Origin of the sequence: Lysinibacillus sp. ACHW1.5, from assembly GCF_022014815.1 — a bacterium.
GTDB lineage: Bacteria > Bacillota > Bacilli > Bacillales_A > Planococcaceae > Lysinibacillus > Lysinibacillus capsici.
The window spans coordinates 3,915,145-3,937,441 of record NZ_CP091777.1 but is presented as its reverse complement, the minus strand read 5'-3'; the positions used below and the strand labels follow the sequence as shown (position 1 = coordinate 3,937,441).

At 37.0% G+C, this 22,297-nt stretch carries 20 protein-coding genes and 1 riboswitch; of the genes, 15 read left to right on the top strand and 5 right to left on the bottom strand.

The features are described 5' to 3' along the window. Window positions 1-61: 61 nt before the first annotated feature. The 3 genes from L6W14_RS19825 to L6W14_RS19815 all read left to right on the top strand — a co-directional run bounded on the left by L6W14_RS19825 (window position 62) and on the right by L6W14_RS19815 (window position 2,435). Entirely contained in the window at window positions 62-1,030 is a 969-nt protein-coding gene (locus tag L6W14_RS19825; RefSeq protein WP_237898742.1) for a tRNA dihydrouridine synthase, read from the top strand. A 264-nt stretch (window positions 1,031-1,294) separates the two neighbouring features. Further along, window positions 1,295-1,789 carry an RNA polymerase sigma factor gene (locus L6W14_RS19820; RefSeq protein ID WP_054548990.1) on the top strand — a complete coding sequence of 165 codons (495 nt, stop codon included), beginning with the start codon at window positions 1,295-1,297 and terminating at the stop codon, window positions 1,787-1,789. Continuing rightward, window positions 1,776-2,435 (top strand): zf-HC2 domain-containing protein, encoded by a 660-nt coding sequence (locus tag L6W14_RS19815; protein ID WP_131521980.1) that lies wholly within the window; start codon window positions 1,776-1,778, stop codon window positions 2,433-2,435. The genes L6W14_RS19820 and L6W14_RS19815 overlap by 14 nt, the downstream gene beginning before the upstream one ends. Window positions 2,436-2,662: 227 nt before the next feature. On the opposite strand, the gene L6W14_RS19810 is transcribed toward L6W14_RS19815, so the two are convergent. Beyond that, window positions 2,663-2,983, bottom strand: coding sequence for a YflT domain-containing protein (locus tag L6W14_RS19810; protein ID WP_054548992.1), 321 nt, complete (start codon window positions 2,981-2,983; stop codon window positions 2,663-2,665). 290 nt (window positions 2,984-3,273) lie between these two features. On the opposite strand from L6W14_RS19810, the gene L6W14_RS19805 reads away from it, so the two are divergent. Both L6W14_RS19805 and L6W14_RS19800 read left to right on the top strand, forming a co-directional pair. After that, entirely contained in the window at window positions 3,274-4,611 is a 1,338-nt protein-coding gene (locus tag L6W14_RS19805) for a trypsin-like peptidase domain-containing protein (RefSeq protein WP_237898740.1), read from the top strand. A gap of 303 nt (window positions 4,612-4,914) precedes the next feature. Next, entirely contained in the window at window positions 4,915-6,111 is a 1,197-nt protein-coding gene (locus L6W14_RS19800) for an MFS transporter (protein ID WP_131521977.1), read from the top strand. Window positions 6,112-6,181: 70 nt separating this feature from the next. Here the strand turns inward: L6W14_RS19800 and L6W14_RS19795 are convergent, their stop codons facing one another. Continuing rightward, a complete protein-coding gene (locus L6W14_RS19795; RefSeq protein ID WP_004225662.1) occupies window positions 6,182-6,385 on the bottom strand; it encodes an alpha/beta-type small acid-soluble spore protein in 204 nt (67 codons plus the stop codon). Window positions 6,386-6,570: 185 nt separating this feature from the next. On the opposite strand from L6W14_RS19795, the gene L6W14_RS19790 reads away from it, so the two are divergent. The 6 genes from L6W14_RS19790 to L6W14_RS19765 all read left to right on the top strand — a co-directional run bounded on the left by L6W14_RS19790 (window position 6,571) and on the right by L6W14_RS19765 (window position 12,622). Beyond that, window positions 6,571-7,065: a YehS family protein gene (locus L6W14_RS19790; RefSeq protein ID WP_103118849.1), complete on the top strand. Its 495-nt coding sequence runs from the start codon at window positions 6,571-6,573 to the stop codon at window positions 7,063-7,065. 141 nt (window positions 7,066-7,206) lie between these two features. Beyond that, window positions 7,207-7,401 carry a hypothetical protein gene (locus L6W14_RS19785; RefSeq protein WP_004225659.1) on the top strand — a complete coding sequence of 65 codons (195 nt, stop codon included), beginning with the start codon at window positions 7,207-7,209 and terminating at the stop codon, window positions 7,399-7,401. 211 nt (window positions 7,402-7,612) lie between these two features. Continuing rightward, window positions 7,613-7,698, top strand: a riboswitch (cyclic di-GMP riboswitch). 106 nt (window positions 7,699-7,804) lie between these two features. Beyond that, window positions 7,805-9,556, top strand: coding sequence for a methyl-accepting chemotaxis protein (locus tag L6W14_RS19780; RefSeq protein WP_237898737.1), 1,752 nt, complete (start codon window positions 7,805-7,807; stop codon window positions 9,554-9,556). Then, the gene (locus L6W14_RS19775; protein WP_131521975.1) at window positions 9,546-10,298 is read left to right on the top strand and encodes an SDR family NAD(P)-dependent oxidoreductase; all 753 of its coding nucleotides are present in this window, start codon (window positions 9,546-9,548) and stop codon (window positions 10,296-10,298) included. Before L6W14_RS19780 ends, L6W14_RS19775 begins: the two co-directional genes overlap by 11 nt. 21 nt (window positions 10,299-10,319) lie before the next feature. Then, on the top strand, window positions 10,320-11,810 hold the full coding sequence (locus tag L6W14_RS19770) for a sodium:solute symporter family protein (protein WP_131521974.1): 1,491 nt from the start codon (window positions 10,320-10,322) through the stop codon (window positions 11,808-11,810). Between the two features lie 137 nt (window positions 11,811-11,947). Further along, window positions 11,948-12,622 (top strand): ceramidase, encoded by a 675-nt coding sequence (locus L6W14_RS19765; RefSeq protein WP_237898736.1) that lies wholly within the window; start codon window positions 11,948-11,950, stop codon window positions 12,620-12,622. Between the two features lie 56 nt (window positions 12,623-12,678). Here L6W14_RS19765 and L6W14_RS19760 read toward each other — a convergent pair whose 3' ends face one another. Both L6W14_RS19760 and L6W14_RS19755 read right to left on the bottom strand, forming a co-directional pair. After that, a complete protein-coding gene (locus tag L6W14_RS19760) occupies window positions 12,679-14,373 on the bottom strand; it encodes a methyl-accepting chemotaxis protein (RefSeq protein WP_131521972.1) in 1,695 nt (564 codons plus the stop codon). 262 nt (window positions 14,374-14,635) lie between these two features. Beyond that, window positions 14,636-15,631 (bottom strand): M23 family metallopeptidase, encoded by a 996-nt coding sequence (locus L6W14_RS19755; RefSeq protein ID WP_131521971.1) that lies wholly within the window; start codon window positions 15,629-15,631, stop codon window positions 14,636-14,638. 212 nt (window positions 15,632-15,843) lie between these two features. Here L6W14_RS19755 and L6W14_RS19750 point away from each other — a divergent pair, with 212 nt between their 5' ends. The 3 genes from L6W14_RS19750 (at window position 15,844) to L6W14_RS19740 (ending at window position 20,609) form a co-directional block, all read left to right on the top strand. Further along, window positions 15,844-17,739 carry a PrkA family serine protein kinase gene (locus L6W14_RS19750; protein WP_066038234.1) on the top strand — a complete coding sequence of 632 codons (1,896 nt, stop codon included), beginning with the start codon at window positions 15,844-15,846 and terminating at the stop codon, window positions 17,737-17,739. 264 nt (window positions 17,740-18,003) lie between these two features. Continuing rightward, window positions 18,004-19,161: a sporulation protein YhbH gene (gene yhbH, locus L6W14_RS19745; RefSeq protein ID WP_131521970.1), complete on the top strand. Its 1,158-nt coding sequence runs from the start codon at window positions 18,004-18,006 to the stop codon at window positions 19,159-19,161. Window positions 19,162-19,205: 44 nt separating this feature from the next. After that, on the top strand, window positions 19,206-20,609 hold the full coding sequence (locus L6W14_RS19740) for a SpoVR family protein (protein WP_131521969.1): 1,404 nt from the start codon (window positions 19,206-19,208) through the stop codon (window positions 20,607-20,609). 201 nt (window positions 20,610-20,810) lie between these two features. On the opposite strand, the gene L6W14_RS19735 is transcribed toward L6W14_RS19740, so the two are convergent. After that, on the bottom strand, window positions 20,811-21,224 hold the full coding sequence (locus L6W14_RS19735) for a hypothetical protein (RefSeq protein WP_131521968.1): 414 nt from the start codon (window positions 21,222-21,224) through the stop codon (window positions 20,811-20,813). Between the two features lie 196 nt (window positions 21,225-21,420). Between L6W14_RS19735 and L6W14_RS19730 the strand changes: the two genes are divergently transcribed. Beyond that, window positions 21,421-22,296, top strand: coding sequence for a radical SAM/SPASM domain-containing protein (locus tag L6W14_RS19730; RefSeq protein ID WP_131521967.1), 876 nt, complete (start codon window positions 21,421-21,423; stop codon window positions 22,294-22,296). Window position 22,297 lies beyond the last annotated feature (1 nt).

Here is a 22,297-nt window from a genome sequence, read left to right as displayed (position 1 = left end):
CTTTATAATTTTTAACTGAGAGCATGGAGTTTTATCCATAGTGAGAGGATTTGGAATTAACATGATAGATAATTTTTGGCGTGATTTACCACGACCATTTTTTGTATTGGCACCGATGGAAGATGTGACAGATGTTGTGTTTCGTCACGTTGTAAGTGAAGCAGGTCGACCAGATGTGTTTTTTACTGAGTTTACAAATTCGGATAGCTACTGTCATCCAGAGGGAAAGAAAAGTGTGCAAGGTCGTTTGCTCTTTACAGAAGATGAGCAGCCAATGGTGGCACATATTTGGGGAGATAATCCCGAGTATTTCCGTGAAATGAGTATTGGCATGGCTGAGCTGGGTTTTAAAGGCATTGATATTAACATGGGCTGCCCTGTACCGAATGTAGCATCAAGAGGGAAGGGGAGTGGCCTTATTCTCCGACCAGATGTGGCGGCAGAATTAATTCAAGCAGCAAAAGCGGGCGGACTGCCTGTTAGCGTGAAAACACGACTTGGCTACAAGGATGTAAATGAGTGGGAGGATTGGCTAACGCATATATTAAAACAGGATATTGCGAACCTTTCGATTCATCTACGAACAAGAAAGGAAATGAGCCTAGTAGATGCGCATTGGGAGCTTATTCCGGAAATCAAAAAACTACGTGACCGTATTGCACCTAATACGCTACTGACAATCAATGGAGATATTCCTGACCGTCAAACGGGACTCCAACTAGCTGAACAATACGGGATTGATGGCGTGATGATTGGACGAGGTATTTTTAAAAATCCTTTTGCTTTTGAAAAGGAGCCAAAAGAGCATAGCAGTAAAGAGTATCTTAATCTTTTAAGACTGCAGCTCGATCTTCAAGATCAATACGCGGAAGAACTACCACGTTCCATCACAGGGCTTCATCGCTTCTTCAAAATTTATGTCAAAGGATTCAGAGGAGCTGGTGAATTAAGAAGTCAATTGATGAACACAAAATCAACGGATGAAGTGCGTGTATTGCTAGACAACTTTGAATCAAACAATATTGAATGACAATGAAATGATGGAACCACTAATAAAGTCAAGTAAATAACAGTAGAAATAGGAGCAAAGATTTGAGGATGAGATTTCCCTTTCTTTGCTCCTTTCAATTTATCGCTATTGAGGTTTTGTCAGATGCTAGGGGGCTCTTGTTTTTATGTTTGTGAAAATAACAATATTGCCCCTGAATCATTTGTAGATTGGTAATCGAAAATAACATATTTTTGTAACGTAATTAAATTCTAAGAGTTATATAAGTGAAAGGGGTGAAAATAGGTGGACTTTGAGGAAATCTATCAGGAATACTTTAAAGAAGTTTATTTATATATCCTATCATTAAGTCACGATGAGCGCATAGCCGAGGAAATAACACAAGAAGCATTTTTTAAGGCATTAAAAGCAATAAAAAAATTTGATGGTTCTAAGGATATTCGAGCATGGCTTTTTACAATTGCGAAAAATACATATTTCTCACACTACAAAAGAAAGAAACGACAAGTAGATTCAGGTGCAGTAGAAGAATCAAGTATGGAAGTGCAAATTGTAAAGCATTTGATGAATGAAGAAGATGCCTTCATGGTTCATCAGTTTCTTCACTCGATGAATGAGCCATATAAGGAGGTCTTTTCATTACGTACTTTTGGAGAATTACCTTTTGAAAAGATAGGACGTCTTTTTGGAAAAAGTGCAGGGTGGGCAAGGGTTACCTTTTACAGAGCGAGAAAACAAATTATCGAGTATATGGAGGCGATGAATTATGAAAGAGATTAAATGCACAATTATTCAAGATGTTTTACCTCTGTATGTTGATGAGGTAGTTAGTGAAGATACAAAAGAAATGGTAGACGAACATTTACAGCATTGTGAAAAATGTCAAAAAGAATATGAAACCATGAAACAGGAACTTTATATCCCGGCAGAAAATAAGGCTTTTCAATTTAAAGAGATCAGTAAAAAATGGCGTAAGAAAAAAGTGATCATTTCCATTACTTCGGTTTTCATAACGGCACTTATTTTATTAGGGACCTATTTGTCTGTTTTCTATTATGAAACGGTTATTTCTTATTCGGAAGATTTGATCAAAATTGAAAGACAAAATGATCATCAGTTGGTTTCCCGATATTATGGCAAAAGCCGTGCAGGTGTTCACGGAACGTTTCCTATGGGAATTGAAATTGATGGAGAGAAAAAGATTGTGAGTTTTATTTATTATACAAAAACAGTAGCTGATTCGCCTTCGAGAAACCTGATTGATGATGAAAAGAGGCTTGGACAAGAAGATACCTTTGTTCTACCTGAAAGTGGAAATAACGATGCGGTATATTATGTGGAATTTGATTCAGAAGAGATGGTTCCTGGAGGAAAGGATTCTTGGGATTCAGTTTTAGAACGTGCAGTATTAATTTGGGAGAAATAATAATCTGATGGAAATCATATTTAGTTATTCCATTATCGGGTGCTTTTCCGTAATAAGGAAAAGTGTCATTCTTTATGAATAGGACCATATTGCTAAAGAAGACTCTTTAATGAAGAAGAAGAAAATTTCCTCGAGCAGATCATTGACAATAGTTGAAAGGCTATCTTGAATACAGAGACGAAGGTGTAAAATGAAACAAACCCGGGATTGGATTCCCGGGTTTGTTTTTACTTATTGGCAATTATGACCAATTTACCTGTATCCAGTTCCTTTTCGAATTGAGCAGCTTCCGATTCACTTAATCCGACAGAAGCTAACTTGTTGCGGAGTTCATCTCCACGGGAATTCACCAGGTTCTTCAGAGAAGTCAGGAACCCTTGCTCGCTAATACCAGCTTCTTCAGTCCCGAGTGCTTCGTTAATATCATCTTCACGTTCTTCATAGTGCGCAAAGATGTAAATGTTATCTCGAAGATATCCTTGCGCTTCTAATTTCTCCACTTCTTGTTTCGCCTGTACTACGTTTTCTACTGTCAATTTGACTGTCATTATTGATCCCTCCTATATATGTTCACATTCAATCTATTCCACTAAATTGAATGGATAAAACATCTTTTTAGTTTTTAATTATGTTAGAGCGGCATGAACAACTTATGGAATACTAATGAACAACTAGAAAACATTGGGGGTTGTTATTCTAAATCTTTATTCCAAAGCTACATCCAATTCTTTATAGAGTTGGGCTTTTTTGTTTGCATCAATAGAGGATTTAGAGAAACATCAGAGAATTGTATATAAGTACCATTATGTAATGACGTTCTTATAGGAGTTGTATGAAGATGATTGTGACAACTAGACCGTTAAAAATTAAATACAATAAATCAGCAAATACTTTTCAGGAGTTTATGCAAATTCATCACCACAAACATTCTCTTACGAAGGAAGTAGTTTTTCTAAGATATATCGGTATACCTGATTCTGTAGATTTTTATAAAGATGAGATTCTAAAAATGGAGGAGTATTTCTCCAAGCAAAGCATTTTTTATTTACGGCTGCAGAAGCTTGAGGTCATTCGTAATAAGGAAGATGTAGATAGATTGACGGAAAGTTGGAGAAGGTGGCAGACTGCTGCTGAAAACAAGCAATTACTGTATAAGCTTTCTTTGTGTAGTAAATTAGCGAGTGATCAACTTGAATGGACAAAAAAGCTAAGCTTTTTACAGATGATTCAACTATTTAAAGAAAATCAGCCTTATCCTAATGAAACGTTGTTAAAAAATTTTGCCGTTAAATTTTTGTATTGGATGGATTATTATTTACCACAAATTTTTTCTGAGGAAAATCCAACGTCCCCAAAAATTGTTTTTATAGGCGACATTACGCAGCATGAATTACTATTTTTATATTTCTTATCGTCACTGGGGTGCGATATTTGTTACATGAATCCTAAAGGAGATATTGCCAATTTGTACCCTATAATAGAAGCGTCATCTACCTTACATATGTGTCGTCATTTCTATGAAAAAGAAATAACATTGCCTATTAAAAGTACTTTAAGACAATTGAACATTCCTGCTCAAAAAACGAATGCGACAGAGGAGTGGAGCTATGAGCAATTAGCCTCCTTAGCCACATCTGTTGTGATGATAAAGACCTTCGGGGAAGATGACAAGGTTTTATGCTATGGCTCTGGTGTCATTCTCCACCAAGATGGATATATTTTAACAAACTTGCATGTTGTGGGTGGTGGAAAATATTATTCTGTGCTCTATGAAAATGATACCAATGAGTATATTACTCATCAATTTGTGAAATATCATGATATGCATGATTTGGCTATTTTGAAGGTAGACAGAAGAAGCCACCCTTTACCTGTTAAAATGGATGGACAATTAGTTCGAGGGCAAAAAATTGTGGCGATTGGCAGTCCTTTAGGATTGTTTAATTCGGTTTCTGATGGAATTGTTTCTGGTTTTCGTGATATACGGCAAATGTCTATGATTCAATTTACAGCCGCTATATCAAATGGCAGTTCGGGGGGTGCTTTATTGGATATGCATGGGCGCTTGGTAGGTCTGATTACAGCAGGCTTCGATGATGGTCAAAACCTTAATTTGGCTGTACCTGCCAATTTAATTTATCAGTTTGCTCAAAACTTTATAGAATTACCGAGTTGAATTTCCACTATTCGACCATTGCTTTTTCTTTCTAAATCTTATAGAATGTAGAACGGTATAAATGAACGATATATAAATCCTTTAATACGGTCCAGAGAGGCTGAAAAGGGCTATGTGATATTTTTAAGCTAATATCTTTGCTTTGTCATGCCCTTTTGTCCTCTGTGACGGAAGGGCTTTTATTATTGTTCCATACTCCTCTTTTAAAGGAAGTCCTGTGAGGCTTCAAAAGAGAATGGACAAGACAGCTATAATCCATTCACTAAAAGAGATCGACAACTAGAAAATTGGAGGCTAACAAGAATGGATTATCGTAAAAAAACCGTGGTCGCTTCAGTGGCAGGGCTAACGTTAGAAGGAATGGATATTATGTTTATTTCCTTTGCTATGACAATGATTATTGCAGAATTTAATATTGATCTTGCAACAGGTGGATTGATTTCATCCATCACGAATATTGGGATGCTACTGGGTGGTATTGTTTTCGGTGTGTTAGCAGATAAATATGGTCGAGTAAAAGTATTTACGTATACGATTATTTTGTTTGCCATCGGAACGGCCTTAACAGGAGTAGCAACAAGTATTGAACAAGTTTATGTTTATAGATTTATCGCTGGTTTAGGTGCTGGCGGAGAATATGGTATTGGGATGGCGCTTGTGGCGGAGGCTTGGCCAAAGAATAAACAAGGCAGAGCATCCTCTTATGTCAGTGTAGGTGCACAATATGGAGTCATTTTAGCCGCTTTATTAAGTGCTATTATTTTACCAACTTTAGGGTGGCGTGCATTATTCTTTGTAGGATTACTACCAGTTATTTTTGCCTTTATCGTACGTAAAAATATTGATGAATCACCAGAATGGTTAGCAGCGCAGAAACAACAAAATAATAAGGAAGAGAACGGGAAATTAGCACAATTATTTGCTTCACCTCGTATCACCATGACAACACTCTCCCTAATTCTAATGGCTACTGTTCAAATTGCAGGCTATAATGGTCTAATGATTTGGCTACCTTCGATGTTACAGAAATCGCAAGGTTTATCGGTCTCAAGCTCAGCATTGTGGACCATTAGTACCGCAGTAGGCATGATCATTGGAATGCTAACGTTTGGCAGATTTATGGATCGTTTTGGTGCAAAGCGAACGTTCGGGATCTTTTTAGTAGCCTCTGCATGTGCTGTATTCCTTTACTCGTTTGCAACAGGTGCAGTAGCGATATTAGTAGGCGGTGCGGTTGTAGGATTCTTCTCTAATGGAATGTTTGCAGGGTATGGTGCATTAATTAGTAGCTTTTATCCAGTACAAATTCGCAGTACAGCAACAAACACCATTTTTAACTTTGGACGAGCTATAGGTGGGTTTTCACCAATCTTTGTCGGCTTTATTTTACAAAGCTACGATATGACTGTCGTGATGATTTACTTAGCAGCACTGTATTGTATTTCCTTTATCGTTATGCTAACGCTTAAGAGCTCAGGGAAGGAATTGCAAACAGCATAATTTTATAGAGCACGAAAGAACGAATTCCAATTATGTAAATGGGATTCGTTCTTTTCATATTAGTATTTAATTATAATAAACCTTTTGAACGTTTTTCAGCGATTTCAACCAGGCGTTTTGTGATCTCTCCTCCAACGGAACCATTTGCGCGAGAAGATGCTTCTGGTCCAAGCTGAACGCCAAACTCTTGTGCAATTTCATATTTCATTTGATTGACAGCCTCATGTACTCCAGGTACTAGAAGTTTATTTGAACTGCGGTTATTGTTAGCCATTGTTCTCACCTCCTTGACCTTAGAATGGTTGCGATGAAATTTTTCATACATTTAAAAAGTAGGAAATGCACACGCTATTTGCTAACAACAACAACTTGTGGAAAGCTAGCAATAATCAGCAAACTCTCTGTTATAATTAAGCCTGGCTCTTTACTATATAAGGTTAATTAAAGGAGGAACATATAATGACAAATAATGATATCTTAATTCGTTTACGCTATGCGTTCGATATAAAAAATGTAGATATGGTAGAAATTTTTAAACTTGGTGGCATGGATTATACAAAGGAAGAAGTATTAAATATGCTGATTAAGATTAATGATGAGGAAGAAGCGCCAGAGGAATACATCAAATGTAATAATAAAATGTTAGAGGCATTTTTAAATGGATTAATTACTTTTAAACGCGGGCCTCAGAAACCAAGGGAAGGACAGGCGGTTGGACCGTTACCTGTGTCAGGTAAAGAAAGCCCAAATAATATGCTACTAAAGAAAGTGAAAATTGCTTTAGCTTTAACAACCGAGGAGATGCTTGAGATTTTATATGACGGCGGTATTAAAGTCACAAAAGGTGAATTAGGTGCTATTTTAAGAAATCCAAGTCATCGTAATTATAAAGAGTGTGGCGATTCATTCGTACGAAATTTTTTAAGGGGCCTAACATATAAATATAGAGCATAATGCACAATGGATATCAATCATAAAGTGCCATTTTTTTCTTTAAAACTCGTTGACAATTTGTGACGAAATTGTGTACAATGAATTTATCACAAAATGTTCACAAAAAAGATGAAAAATGTTCACAAACAAAGGGGTGCTTGTATGATTTATTTTGACATCTTATTAGTAGCTATTGCATGTATTACAATGCCTTTTATTGTTGCAGTTATGTTAGATATTTTTTATGCAGAACGAAAAAAAGTGCGCTTTTCATTACGTCGTACTTCCGTATGGTATATCGCTATGTTTGCGTTATCCTTCATACCATCCGTATTACTTGTCACACAAAACGTATAATTTATTCAAACACTTAGGGGTAAGTGAATTGAAAGTTGACGGCTACAACGCTAATTGAGGTTGTAGCTGTTTTTATTTTGTCCCATAGATGAATAAAACCTTCATAATTAAGTAATTTATATAATTATTAATGAAGGAACAGCTAGTATAAAATATGTATGTTTTAAGTAGAGAGCATTGACTACTTTTACCTACTGTGTTAATTTTGGTAGGGAAATATAGGCAAATTTACTGAAAAGTAGAGACGCAAAGCTACAGGTCTAAGGCAATAAATGCTATGACGGCTGGGTTGCAAAAGAGTGCTAGTTGTATCATCTTCATTCTAGTTTTTGTTCTTTTATGCCTATTTCTTTTGAAATAGGCATTTTTTTTGCAAGTAAAGTTCAAAGGAGGAAAAGGGGAAATGACGTTGTTAAAAAACACATCATTAAAAAATAAGCTTTTACTAACAGTCTCTATCGTTGTATTACTGCTTATCGCTATTATTACGACGCAAAGTATTAGTGAATTGAATAATCGGATGAATGTGGATTTGAAGCAAGAATTAAAAAGTGTTGGTTTATTAACAGCTATGAACTTAGACAGTGATGAAGTAAAAGATTTGCTGTCCGAAAAAGGGGAAACAAACGCAAAGTTTACAAAGATCCAAAAGCAACTTGATATGATTCAGGAACAGCAAGGTATTATGAGCTGGAGTTATATTTGGGATGTCAAGGATGAGGGTGGCGTCAATCCAATTGGTTATACCTCTAATCTAAATGAAGTCTATGAAGCTGGTGAAATTTTTACTGATTTAGCGGATGAACATGTAGAAACAGCAAAATTAGCTATTGAAAATAATAGTACAGAGGTAACTGATATTTTCGAGGATCCTTTTGGTTCTTGGAGAACGGTTTTTAGTCCTATTAAAGATGATAATGGCCAACTGATTGCCCTATTAGGGATTGATTACTCCGCTGATTATATCAATACGATTATTAAAACAAGTGTGATTAAGCAAATTGTCATTGCCATTATCGGCATTTTAATTTTATTAGTTTTAGTTTACATAATTATAGATCGACTATTAAAGCCACTGAAAAAAGTAGTGAACGTTGCCAATCAAGTGGCAAATGGTGAATTAATAGATGTTGATTTAGAGACATCGAAGGATGAGATTGGTAAATTATCTGAATCCATTCGTACAATGGTGGCTAATTTGCAACATATTATTTTAAACATACGCAATACATCCAATCACGTTTCTTCAGCAGCCAATCAATTAACGGTACATGCTGGTGAAACTTATAACAGCTCAACAAATATTGCACTAGACATGAATCAAATTACACAAAATGCTGAGGCCTCGATGACCATGACAGAGGAAACAGCTGCTGCTATGGAAGAAACGGCAACAGGTATTCAGCAAATTGCTGATTCTGCAAATGTAGCTGCGGAATCTTCTATTTCAGCATCACAGGCTTCTGAACGAGGCAATGAAGTTGTACAACAAGTTATTGCTCAAATGGAGTTAATTAATGATTCTGTTGAACAAATAGGGACAACCATTAATGGTCTACATGTTAATACGAAAAAAATAAGTGAAATTGTTAGCTTAATTACTGCTATTGCCGATCAAACAAATCTATTAGCATTAAATGCTGCCATCGAAGCGGCACGAGCAGGTGAACATGGAAAAGGCTTTGCCGTTGTTGCGGATGAGGTGAGACGCTTAGCAGAACAATCCTCTCAATCAGCAACAGAAATTTATAATTTAATTAGTTCTATTCAGTCTGATTCAAATGCTTCTATCACGGTTATGGAGAAAGGCAAAGAGGATGTTAAGGTAGGGATGGCATTTACCAATGAAGTAGGCGAAATCTTTAAAGAAATTCTTACTGCATCAGAAGAAGTAGCTAGCCAAATACGTGAAATTTCAGCAGCCTCACAACAAATTTCTGCATCCTCAGAGGAAGTGGCGGCATCTGTTAATAATATTAAACAATCTGCAGAGCAGTCAGCAGAATTCTCTTCAAATGTATCGAAATCTACACAAGAGCAATTATCTACCATGCAGGAAGTAAAGGATGCCTCTTCATCATTGGGCAAAACTGCAGAAGAGCTGCAAGGTCTTGTGGCAAAATTCAAATTGGAGAATGATCATAATGGACATTAATTTTACAGGAAAAAATGTTTTAATTACAGGCTCTAGTAAAGGAATTGGTAAAGCAATTGCATTAGGCTTTGCGCAACATGGAGCCAATATTTTAATTAATTATATTGGGAATGAGCAAGAGGCAGAAGCTGTACGTGCAGAAGCAGAAAAGTGGGGTGTGAAAGCTTTAATATTCCACGCAGATGTTGCTAACTCACAAGAAGTACAAGCGATGCATCAATTTATGGACGAGCATCTCGGGGATCTTGATATTCTTGTAAATAACGCTGGATTTGCACAGGGTTCCAGTATGACAGATTTAACGGATGAGCAGTGGGACCGCATGATTAAAGTTCATTTATATGGCTGTTTCTATAATTGCCGTGAAGCAGCTAAAAGAATGAAGGAACGTAATACAGGGAAAATCATCAATATTTCATCTGATATTGGTAGCTTGGGTTGTGAAGAATTCACACATTATTCAGCTGCGAAGGGTGCTATTAATGCATTTACAAAGGCTTTAGCAAGAGAATTAGCACCTTCTATACTTGTCAATGCAGTTGCTCCTAGTGGAACATTTACGGACATTCTACGAGAGTTTGGCGATAACTATGTGGAGGAAGAATCCGCAAAATATCCATTAAAACGTTTAGCGCAACCAGAGGAGATTGCGAAAAGTGTATTATTTTTAGCCTCTAATCATGCTGACTTCTATACAGGTCAAATATTAACGCCAAATGGTGGGGTCGTAATGAACGGTTAATGGAAAACGAAGGAGTAAATAATGTTAAATATTATTATCTTTTGCTTATACTTATTATTTATCTATTACATTGGCTATAAAGGCTATAAGCGTGTCAACACAGCCGAGGATTTAATTGTTGCTGGCTGGAGCATGCCTTTATCCGTTGTAACGGGTAGTTTAGTCGCTGCTTTATTAGCTGCTCCCTTCTTTTTTGCAGCGGTAGGCTCTGGCTATACAAGTGGTGGCTTTGAAGGTTCGGCAACAATGGGTGGTTTAGGGACTTGTATGATTCTTGGCGCACTCATTTGGACCAAGCCATTACGACGTTTAAAGGGCTGGACATTAGCAGATTACTACGGTTTACGCTATGGCAGTAAAAAGCTAGGAGCCTATACAGGGGTTGTTATGGCAATTGCTTTTGGTGTTTTTAATGCAGCGGCATTAACAGTTGGTGGAACTTATATTATTCAGCAATTGTTGCAAATTGATTTTATACCTGCGGCGCTTCTATTTGTATCGCTAACGGCTATTTATTCAGTTATTGGTGGTTTATGGGCAGTTGCCTATACTGAAATCGTACAAGGTGCGCTTGCAGTGGCAGGCATTTTGGGTATCACCATTTTTATTTTGTTTTACTATCCTGACGTTACATTTAATCCTGAGTGGTGGAATATCAGTACATTATTTGAGAAGGCAGGAGCAGAATTTTGGACTTTGTATCTTGTACTAGCACTTGGAGATATCCCAGCAGTTGACCTTGGGCAGCGGGTAGCTGCTGCGAAAAGTCCGCGAGTGGCACAACGAAGTATGATTATTGCTGGTATTATTGTCATTGCAATTAGCTGGATTCCAGGGATGCTAGGGGAAGCCTTTAAGTCTATTTATCCTGAGAGCACAAACCCAGAAACATTGATGCTTACCTTTGCACAAGGTTATTTTCCGCCTATATTAGCAGCTATTTTCTTAACAGCTATGGCAGCCATGGGGATGTCTACAGTAGCTGCATGTTATGTAGCGACTTCAGGGATTGTGACAAAGAATATTTATTTAGATTTTATTAATCGTAATCCTGATCCTAAGAAGCTATTAAGATTTTCACGATCTATTATTCTAGCTAGTGCTTTATTAGGTTTAGTGCTAGCTGTAAGCTTCCAAAAAGTAATTGATTTAGCTTATTTAGCTTGGGATATTATATTCGTAACAATATTCTGGCCAATCGTTTTAGGACCATTTTGGAAACGTGTCAGTACACCCGCAGTTTGGGCAAGTATTTCCGTTGGCTTAGTTTATTATATTGTGACATCACTAACATTCGTACCTAGTCTGACAATCCAATCAGAAGGCTTCATAGGCCTATTAAATGAATTATGGCAGGCTCCTGTATTTTCGGGTGTTGTTATAACTGGTATCACAATTGTCGTGGTGAGCTTACTCGTGCCGCCATCTGAGCATGTTCTTGAGATGCATAAAATAGAAAAAGATAAAACATTAGATGACGTAAGTAGTAAAGAAGAGCTAATTGGTCGTTAAAAGCAAAAGCACGGATTCATTGTAAAGTTCAATGAATTCGTGTTTTTTATTAGAATGAAAAGATAGAATCAAGAATACTATTGCTAGTACATCATCTGAATTTTTCTAGTGATTATCTTGATAAAGGCGGGAATTGAATGAAAAATATTTTCTTCATTTTATTAGGGATTGTCTATCTTTATCTAGCAAATGCTATTGAATTAGTCATTATTAAGCAACTATTTTTTTTAATTGGGCTCGCTTTAGTCGGTCTAGGAAGTATCCGTTATTTAAAAGAGCGTTATATGGCCATACAAACTTTGACAGCCATGACGGAAGCTAGTGAGGAGGAGATAATGGCTATTCCTCATACACAATGTACAGTTTCCCATGATGCTTTAAATGCTTTACTGTTAAATGAAGAGACAAACATGCTTATTTTCGCCCGAAGAGAAGCTTTAGACGAAGAACTAAAAATTATAGAGGTTCCATTTAACAGAATATATGAGGTGGCCATCATGGAAGATGAAGTATTTACGGTTCGAACAAAGAATCATCTAATGAGTGGTTCCTTACTTGCTGAAGCAGATGAAATAGAAGAAGAGGAGGTAGAAGAAGATACAATTTCACAGCTATCGCTAAAGTTAGTTGTAGATCATTTATCAGAGCCTATTCAAGAATATATGTTCATGGATAATAGTGAAGATCCCATATCAAAAGAGGAGGATGACTATAAAGAAGCCATAGAGCTTTGTGAGAAATGGTTTCAAAAGATAAGTGTTATTATTAAACGTCATGAACTGGAACGAGTGCCAATAAGTCATTGGCAATAAGAGAGAAGGCTATCTCAAAATAGAAAAATTTGAGATAGCCATTGTTGTTTAGATGATTAAATTTTAAATTGCTGTAGCTGTGTATTTAATTCTTCGGCCATTCCAGCAAGCTGATTTGCACTTCTAGCGATTTCATCCATTGTAGCGGCGGTTTCCTCAACAGTTGCTGTTGTTTGCTCAACGCCAGCTGCGGATTCCTGTGAAATGGAGGCCATATCATCAATAGAAGCATTAATGGTTTCCGAATTTTGAGCCAGCTGATTTAAATTCGTTGAAATCGTTGAAATATTATCAATCATATCCCCAACAGCATCAGAAATTTTTTCAAATGTTTTATTTGTTTCATCGAGCTGAGTGGTTCCTCTTTTTACTTCCTCATAGCCAGTCTGAAGGGCAGATGTTACAGTGCCAGTTTCACCTTGAATACGCTGGACAATTGTTGCAATATCCGTGACAGAGAACTGTACTTGCTCAGCAAGCTTTCGGACTTCATCTGCCACAACAGCAAAGCCCTTGCCATGCTCACCTGCTCGTGCTGCTTCGATGGCTGCATTTAAGGCAAGTAAATTTGTTTGGTTTGAAATATCATCGATAACGGACACAAGCTTGGATATTTCAGCAGACTGTTCATTTAAATTTTCCACCTTTTTCACAGAGTCTAATACAATTTCATTTATTGTAGCCATTTGTTTGGTAGATTGAACCATTAAACTTTTCCCTGAAACCGTTAATTGTTGAACATGACTAGAATGTTCGCTTAATTCAATGCCCTCCTGTGTAGTTTCATGAATGCTACGCTTAAATGCTGTCATTGTTTCTGCCAAATCACCTGTGGTAGAAGCTTGTGTTTCTGTACCCGATGCAAGCTCTTGCATGGTTACTGTAATTTGCTCAGTACCTGCTTGTACCTCATTCGATGATTGAGCAAGTTCTTCACTACTAGCTGCTACTGTTTCAGAAACCGTGTAGATAGACTGGATCGTTTGTTTTAATTTTTCGTTCATGTCATTGGCTGCTACCATTAACGTTCCAATTTCATCTCGTGTTTTTACAGGTAGAGGCTCTAGTTGTAAATTTCCATCTGCTAATTCTTTCATTCGGTCGGCTACGACTGTAACAGGTTTAGAAATGGTACTTGCTGTGATAATAGCAATAAGAATACCCGCTATAGTTAGAATCAAGCTAAAGGCGATACCAATTGTTCGATTCTCAGAGCTAGTTGATACGACATCGTTACCGACATCTGTAATGGCTTTAGCGCGTTCATCTGCCAGTTTTTCGTAACCATATCGCACTTTCGTTACGAGTTCATGTGTATCCATTAAATTTTCTAAAGCTAATTCTTTATTGCCCTTTTGGTAGATATCAAATACCTCTGTATTGACAAGGGTACTCCAATCTCGGGCAATTGCTACAAGTTGATCGCGTTCATCTGATTTTTCATATTTGTCTAGAATAGCGTTATTTTCCTCAGCCATTTTGCGATACTCATTAAATGATTCTTTGTATTTTTCGTCACCTGTCAACACATAATTTAACGCTGCAGATAGGCGGACACTCATAGAGAGTGCTAAATTTTTACTTGCATCTAAAACAACTAAATCTTCTTTCACTAAATCTTTTGCTTGTTTTTCCATATTTGTATTGGAATTGTAAGTGTAGGTTGTAAAGCTAACTACTAAAACTAACAAAAGAATAAATGCACTTAAAATTCGAGTTTTAAGTGTTTTAAACTTGATAATGCCTTTCATTTTCCCATCCCTTTACTATCTCATTGAGAAATTTTTTCAACACAAGTATTATTTTATAACTAATTATGCGTATTAATAAGCCTTTCGGTAGAAATATTTAAAAATAGTTTCTTAGTACAATGATATAATTATTTTCCTTTTATTAATAGTTAAATATATATAGATGTCTAACGACTGATTTATATATTTATGTAGAATTTCCTATGTAGAAAGAAAATGCACCTGAAGCAACATGCTTCAAGTGCCATAAGTAAAGGATTCTCTATTGTTTTTGACTTTTCGCCTTGCGCTCCCACTGTAGAAGGGAAGGATAAGGGTCAAAAGCCCATTCGGTTCTTCCATTAAATTTATAAATACCATAATGAAGATGTGGAGGGAATTTGCCAGATGTACCTTCTTTTCCATATCCAGAGCTTCCAACATAGCCAAGAACAGTACCAGGTTTTACAATTGTACCTACTTCAATTTCCTTATGATAGCTACCAAGGTGGGCATAATAGTGGTAGGAATTATGATTGTCCCGAATACCAATACGCCAGCCACCAAATTGATTCCATCCTTTAACCTCCACTATTCCATAAGAGGTAGATAATACAGGCGTTCCATAGCTGGCAAAAATATCAGTTCCCTCATGAATACGGCGTCCCCCCCAACCACGATTGGCGCCCCAAGTGCCCCTGTAACTGTAATCAGAGCGGATATTTAGCGGGAAGGTATGTGCATCAAGTTCTATAGTTTTAAAATGTCTGTACAATGTGGAGATGGTAAATATTTGATTGACTGCTTCTTCGCTTCCGTAATATTCCCATAATGCTAATTTAAAATCCTCATCTGTTGTTCCGAATTTCCCTAAATAACTAGCCATCGAAAAAATGACATCCTCATCATCCTTTGGACTAGCTATTCCATCATGATTACCGTCAAGGCCCATTCCTCCGAAATAGCTAATTGTCTCAGGAGAAGTGTCTTCCTTTACAGGATTTAATGCGCCTGACCAGTATTCATCAGAAAATTGAATAGCCAAATAGCCCTCTCGTTTAGGGATGTCTTTACGAACTGATTGTAGGTTTCTTTCATATTGATCGATAGCAGCTAAAAAATGCCATGGAATGAGTAATTCATCGAATTGTACATAATAGGACATACGCTGCTGTAAAATTTCTTCTTCTGTAAGATCCTCCTTTGCAAAAGAGACGGAAGGGTACAGCATAATCACTAAAAATAAACACGTGAAAAGAAATATAAAATGGCGATGCAATGATAGACCTCCTTTCTAACGTTAGAATAACCGAAATTTTTATCTTCATTCAGTAAGGTTCTATGTATGAAAACAGTTGATATCTCCGCTATTTTTTTGCAAAAAAAAATAGAAATAATAAGAAGAAACTTCATCAAAGAAAAAGTAATGGTATCATCATGCCATTAACTTCATACTATGTTATAAATCAAGCCCTGAATGGAGGGAAGGCTATTAACATTTTAGATAAAGTGAAAAACTATCGCGAAGAAGAAAACAGGCTGAAGTGGGAAGGGACATTTGCAGATTATTTAAACATCATTAGGGAAAGACCTGAAGTTGCTCAAACAGCCCATTCACGCGTCTACAATATGATAAAAAGTTCTGGTGTAGAGGAACGCGATGGGCAAAAAATGTACAAATTTTTCGGACAAGAAATTTTTGGGCTTGAAACAGCAATTGAAAGACTGGTGGAGGAATATTTCCATCCAGCAGCACGCAGGTTAGATGTTAGAAAACGTATTTTATTATTAATGGGACCAGTTAGTGGTGGTAAATCAACTATCGTTACCTTACTAAAACGCGGCTTAGAGCAATATTCGCGAACAGATGAAGGTGCAGTTTACGCAATTAAGGGATGTCCAATGCATGAAGATCCGCTCCATTTAATTCCACATCATTTGCGTAATGAGTTCTTTGAGGAATATGGGATTAGAATTGAAGGAAGTTTATCGCCTTTAAATACAATGCGTCTTGAAAAGGAATACGATGGACGCATTGAAAATGTAATGATTGAACGTATTACTTTTTCAGAAGATAAACGTGTGGGCATTGGGACATTTACTCCATCAGACCCTAAATCACAGGATATTGCAGATTTAACAGGAAGTATTGATTTTTCTACAATAGGTGAATTTGGCTCAGAGTCGGATCCTCGTGCTTACCGCTTTGATGGGGAGCTGAATAAGGCCAATAGAGGAATGATGGAATTCCAGGAGATGCTAAAACTAGATGAAAAATTCTTATGGAATTTATTATCGCTAACACAGGAAGGAAATTTCAAAGCAGGAAGATTTGCTTTAATTAGTGCAGATGAGTTAATCGTTGCCCATACAAATGAAACAGAGTATCGTTCATTTATTTCGAACAAAAAGAATGAGGCATTACATTCTCGAATTATCGTTATGCCAATTCCCTACAACCTCAAAGTTAGTCAGGAAGAGCATATTTATGAAAAGATGATAAAAGAGAGCGATATGTCCCATGTCCATATTGCACCGCATGCTTTAAAGGCCGCAGCAATCTTTTCGGTTCTTACTCGATTGGAAGTTCCGAAAAAACAAGGTGTGGATCTAATTAAAAAAATGCGCTTGTACGACGGAGAAAATGTGGAGGGATTTAATTCCGTTGACTTAGAGGAGCTGAAGAAAGAGTTCCCGAATGAAGGCATGAACGGTATTGATCCACGCTATATTATTAACCGTATTTCTTCCGCTATTATCCGCAAAGAGATACCATCTATAAATGCCTTAGACGTTTTACGAGCATTGAAGGATGGGCTAGATCAGCATGCATCTATTTCTCAAGAGGATCGTGAAAAATACATGAATTATATTGCGGTTGCTCGTAGAGAATATGATGAAATTGCTAAAAACGAAGTACAAAAGGCTTTTGTGTACTCCTATGAGGAATCGGCAAAAACATTGATGAACAACTACCTCGATAATGTAGAGGCATTTTGTAATAAAAATAAAATTTATGATCCACTTACTGGGGAAGAAATGAACCCAGATGAAAAATTAATGCGCTCGATTGAGGAGCAAATTGGCATTTCAGAAAATGCTAAAAAGGCATTCCGTGAAGAGATTCTCATTCGAATTTCAGCCTATGCACGAAAAGGTAAACGTTTTGATTACAATTCTCATGAAAGATTGCGAGAAGCCATTCAGAAGAAATTATTTGCAGATTTGAAAGATGTCGTGAAAATTACTACTTCTTCTAAGATGCCAGATGAATCGCAGCTGAAGAAGATTAATGAGGTTGTGGCAAGGCTTGTTGATGAACATGGCTATAATACAACATCAGCAAATGAGTTGTTACAGTATGTAGGAAGTTTGCTCAATCGATAACTTGATGTTCATTGTTCCAAGTCAGATAGGAGTGTCCCATTTTTAGGGCACTCCTTTTATTATCAGGAGGAGAGATTTATCAACAAAAAGCCCCAGAGGATGTCCGAGACTTTGAAGAGAAACTTTCGAGCATAATCGGAAAAAATCTGGACGCATTGAGGCGTGATTGATAGATTTACAATTGATTTTATGAAAAAAGTTCAAAAATTTGGCTCTCAAGCATAGTATAGAAAAAGCGAATTTGATAGATGGGTGAGGATAAAAATGACTGAACACAAAAATAAACGCTTTGTCATTTCTCAGGAAAATTGGTCCCTCCATCGTAAAGGGCACCAAGACCAACAACGCCATATGGAAAAAGTGAAAGATGCAATTAAAAATAATTTACCTGATTTAGTTAGCGAAGAAAGTATTGTGATGTCCAATGGTCGCGAGGTTATTAAGATACCAATTCGGTCACTTGATGAATATAAAATTCGATATAACTATGATAACTCTAAGCATGTAGGGCAGGGACAAGGGGATAGTAGTGTTGGAGATGTAGTAGCGCGCGATGGCAGTAAGGCCAATCAGGCTCCCGGTAAAGGTAAAGAAGCAGGTGACAAGCCTGGCCAAGATTATTATGAAGCGGAAGTCAGTATTGAGGAAATTCAAAATGTTTTATTTCATGAACTAGAGTTACCTAATTTACAGCAAAAAGAAAAGGCAGATATTAAAACAGAAAAAATAGAGTTTAATGATATTCGAAAAAAAGGACTCATGGGTAATGTCGATAAAAAGCGTACCATTTTGAATGCATTAAAGCGCAATGCGATGCATGGGAAAGCAGAAATAACGCCAATCCACAATGACGATTTACGTTTTAAAACATGGGATGAAGTGGAGAAACCAGAATCCAAAGCCGTAGTGCTCGCCATGATGGATACAAGTGGCTCAATGGGAGCATTTGAAAAATATTGTGCGAGAAGCTTCTTCTTTTGGATGACGAAGTTTTTACGGTCAAAATATGAAACAGTAGAAATTGAATTTATTGCCCATCATACTGAGGCAAAGGTTGTCACAGAAGAGGAGTTTTTTACAAAGGGCGAAAGTGGTGGAACCATTTGTTCTTCAGCTTATAAAAAGGCATTGGAATTAATTCAGGATAAATATCATCCGTCTCGCTACAATATTTATCCTGTCCATTTTTCAGATGGTGAAAATATATCGATGGACAATGAAAAGTGCTTGAAGCTAGTAGGAGAGTTAATGGATGTATCCAGCATGTTTGGCTATGGTGAGGTGAATCAGCATAACCGATTCTCAACGCTTATGTATACGTATAAAAAAATTGATGATCCTAAATTCAGATACCATATTTTGAGAAAAAAAGGCGATGTGTATGACGCTTTAAAGAGCTTTTTCAAGAAAAGTGAAGAGTAACATGGAAGTATCCTCAGCACCACGTTCAAAGGAGGGGGCGTAAAATGGACACAAAAGAGCTTCATCGTGCAATAGATGAAATTACCGAAATTGCCTCAAGCTTTGGCTTAGATTTTTATCCAATGCGTTATGAAATTTGTCCAGCAGATATTATTTATACATTTGGCGCCTACGGTATGCCCACGCGCTTTTCCCATTGGAGCTTTGGCAAACAATTTCATAAAATGAAGCTTCAATATGATTTAGGACTTAGTCAGATTTATGAGCTTGTCATTAATTCAAATCCTTGCTATGCATTTTTACTGGATACCAATACTTTAACCCAAAATAAATTGATTATTGCCCATGTTCTAGCACACTGCGATTTCTTCAAAAATAATATACGTTTTTCTAATACAAGAAGAGATATGGTAGAAAGTATGACCGCAACTGCGGAGCGAATAGCTGGCTATGAGAGAGAGTATGGCAAGGATGAGGTGGAGCAGTTTTTAGATGCTGTTTTAGCTATTCAAGAACATATTGATCCATCAATTTTAAGACCGAAGCTATCCTGGAGTGAAGAGGATGAGCTTGAGGAGGAAAAACCACCAACAAAATCACCGTATGATGATTTATGGAGTATAGAAGAAAAAGAAAAAGTTTATAAACCAATTCGACGCAGATTAAAGCAATTTCCTCCTCAGCCAGAAAAAGATCTGTTGTTATTCTTAGAGGAACATAGCCGTGAATTGGAAGACTGGCAACGAGATATATTAACAATGATGCGAGAGGAAATGCTTTATTTTTGGCCTCAATTAGAAACTAAAATAATGAACGAGGGCTGGGCCTCCTTCTGGCATCAACGAATCATGCGGGAGCTAAAGTTAACTACTGCTGAAACGATCGAATATGCCAAATTAAATGCGGGGGTTGTGCAGCCCTCCAAAACATCGATTAATCCATATTATCTTGGGATTAAAATTTTCGAGGATATTGAAAATCGCTATAATAATCCTACTGAGGAAATGAAACGGTTAGGTGTTTTGCCAAATACGGGACGTGAAAAGATTTTTGAGGTAAGAGAGGTAGAATCAGATATTTCCTTTATTCGAAACTATTTAACAAAGGATTTAGCGAAGCGTGAAGATTTGTACTTGTTCCAAAAGAAAGGGAATGAATACCGTATAACGGATAAGGATCACGAGATGGTTCGCGATCAACTCGTATCCATGCGTGTAAACGGCGGCTTCCCATATATTGTGGTGAAAAATGGTGATTATTTGCGGAATGGCGAGCTATATTTAGTTCATGGCTATGAAGGGATGGAGTTAGATCCACACTATTTAGAAAATGTATTACCTTATATTTACCAGCTATGGGGACGTCCTGTTCATTTAGAAACCTATGTGGATAAAAAGCCGATGCTCTATTCATATGACGGCACAAAAAATTATAAACGCAATGTATAATAAAAAAACTTCTATCTGTTGAGGGTACCATCAAGCAGATAGAAGTTTTTTCATCGCATTGAAAAACAAAACCATTAATAGTAGTTTTTAGAAAAGGTCAACAATCGGTTGCAAGCTACTAGCTTTCCTGTGGCAGAGCACAGAGCCTGTTCTTGCCAAAAGGACTTTTTTTGCGACTGATATGATCTTTTTGAAACCAATCTACTCGCCTTCTTCAGTTAATACATCAGTCTCTTCATTACTTTCACTATGGTTAGAGGATGAATGAATATCACTATCAATGACAAGACTATCTCGTACTTTAATGCCTTGTTGCCCACCAGCCTCGTCATTATGATTACCAGCAATACCGCTTCTTCCATTACCGTCAGCAAACTGTGAATTGACGTTGCGTGTATGACTACCGTTACTAGCGTTTTGTCCACCTTGGTTGGCATTTGTGCCTACATCATGATTGATTTGGCCTCCGCCTTCTGCACGCTGCTCAAAGTGAAAATCAGTATTTCCTATATTGAATGTAAAATTTATTGTTATATGATTTTTCCCTTGCTTGTTAGAGGATTCCTGCTCAGGTTCGTCAGGTCCATAAAATTTTTTAGAATTAAAACTAGACATCGTTTTTCCTCCCTTCCATTCCTATTACTATTAAGATATTAGCGCTTCTTGAACCCACCTGTACGTGTAGCCATGTTACCTAGAGAAAAGGTAGGAGTGGCCAGAGGGAAGCTCAACGATTTTTGCTATCTATCCAATAAATTTGTTAAAATGAATGAGATTTGATTATTTAGTGAATGGGAACGGAGAAGCAACATTGAGAACATTTAAAAAGGTTTATATAGAAATTACAAGCGTTTGTAATTTAGCATGCAGTTTTTGTCCACCTACAGCGCGTGCAAAGGGGCTTATTAAAGTCGAACAATTTAATAAAATATTAGATGAAATTCGTCCACATACAAAATATATTTATTTGCATGTGAAAGGAGAGCCATTACTACATCCAAGAATTGATCAGCTATTAGATGCTGCCCATGCAAAAGGATTCAAAGTCAATATTACAACGAATGGTACGCTAATCAAAAAGAATCGCGAGAAAATATTAGGAAAGCCAGCATTACGTCAAATTAATTTCTCGTTGCATAGCTTTGATGGGCATGAAGGCTCCGAAAATCGTGAAAAATATTTAGGAGATATTTTGGATTTTGTGCGAGATTCTAGGGAATACAATACGATTATTTCCTATCGTTTATGGAATCTACAACAGGATCATGTTTCAGATGTTGCAGCTCGTCGCAACCGCGAGACTTTAGAAATATTAGAAAATGAGTATCATCTTGATTATCGTATAGAAGAAAAAGTAGAACCTGGTAAAGGGGTAAAAATTGCCCCGCATGTGTATTTAAATCAAGATCATGAGTTTAGATGGCCAAGTCTCCTAGAACCAGAGGATGAAGGCAAGGGCTTTTGTCATGCTCTGCGTAGTCAAGCAGCTATATTGGTGGATGGTACCGTTGTACCTTGCTGTTTGGATGGTGAAGGTGTCATTAATTTAGGGAATGTACATGAAAAATCCTTCTCCGACATTGTAGAAGGAGAGCGTGCCAATAAGATTGTTGAAGGCTTCTCAAGAAGAGAAGCTGTGGAAGAACTATGTAGAAAATGCGGCTATCGTCAAAAGTTTGGTATGTAGC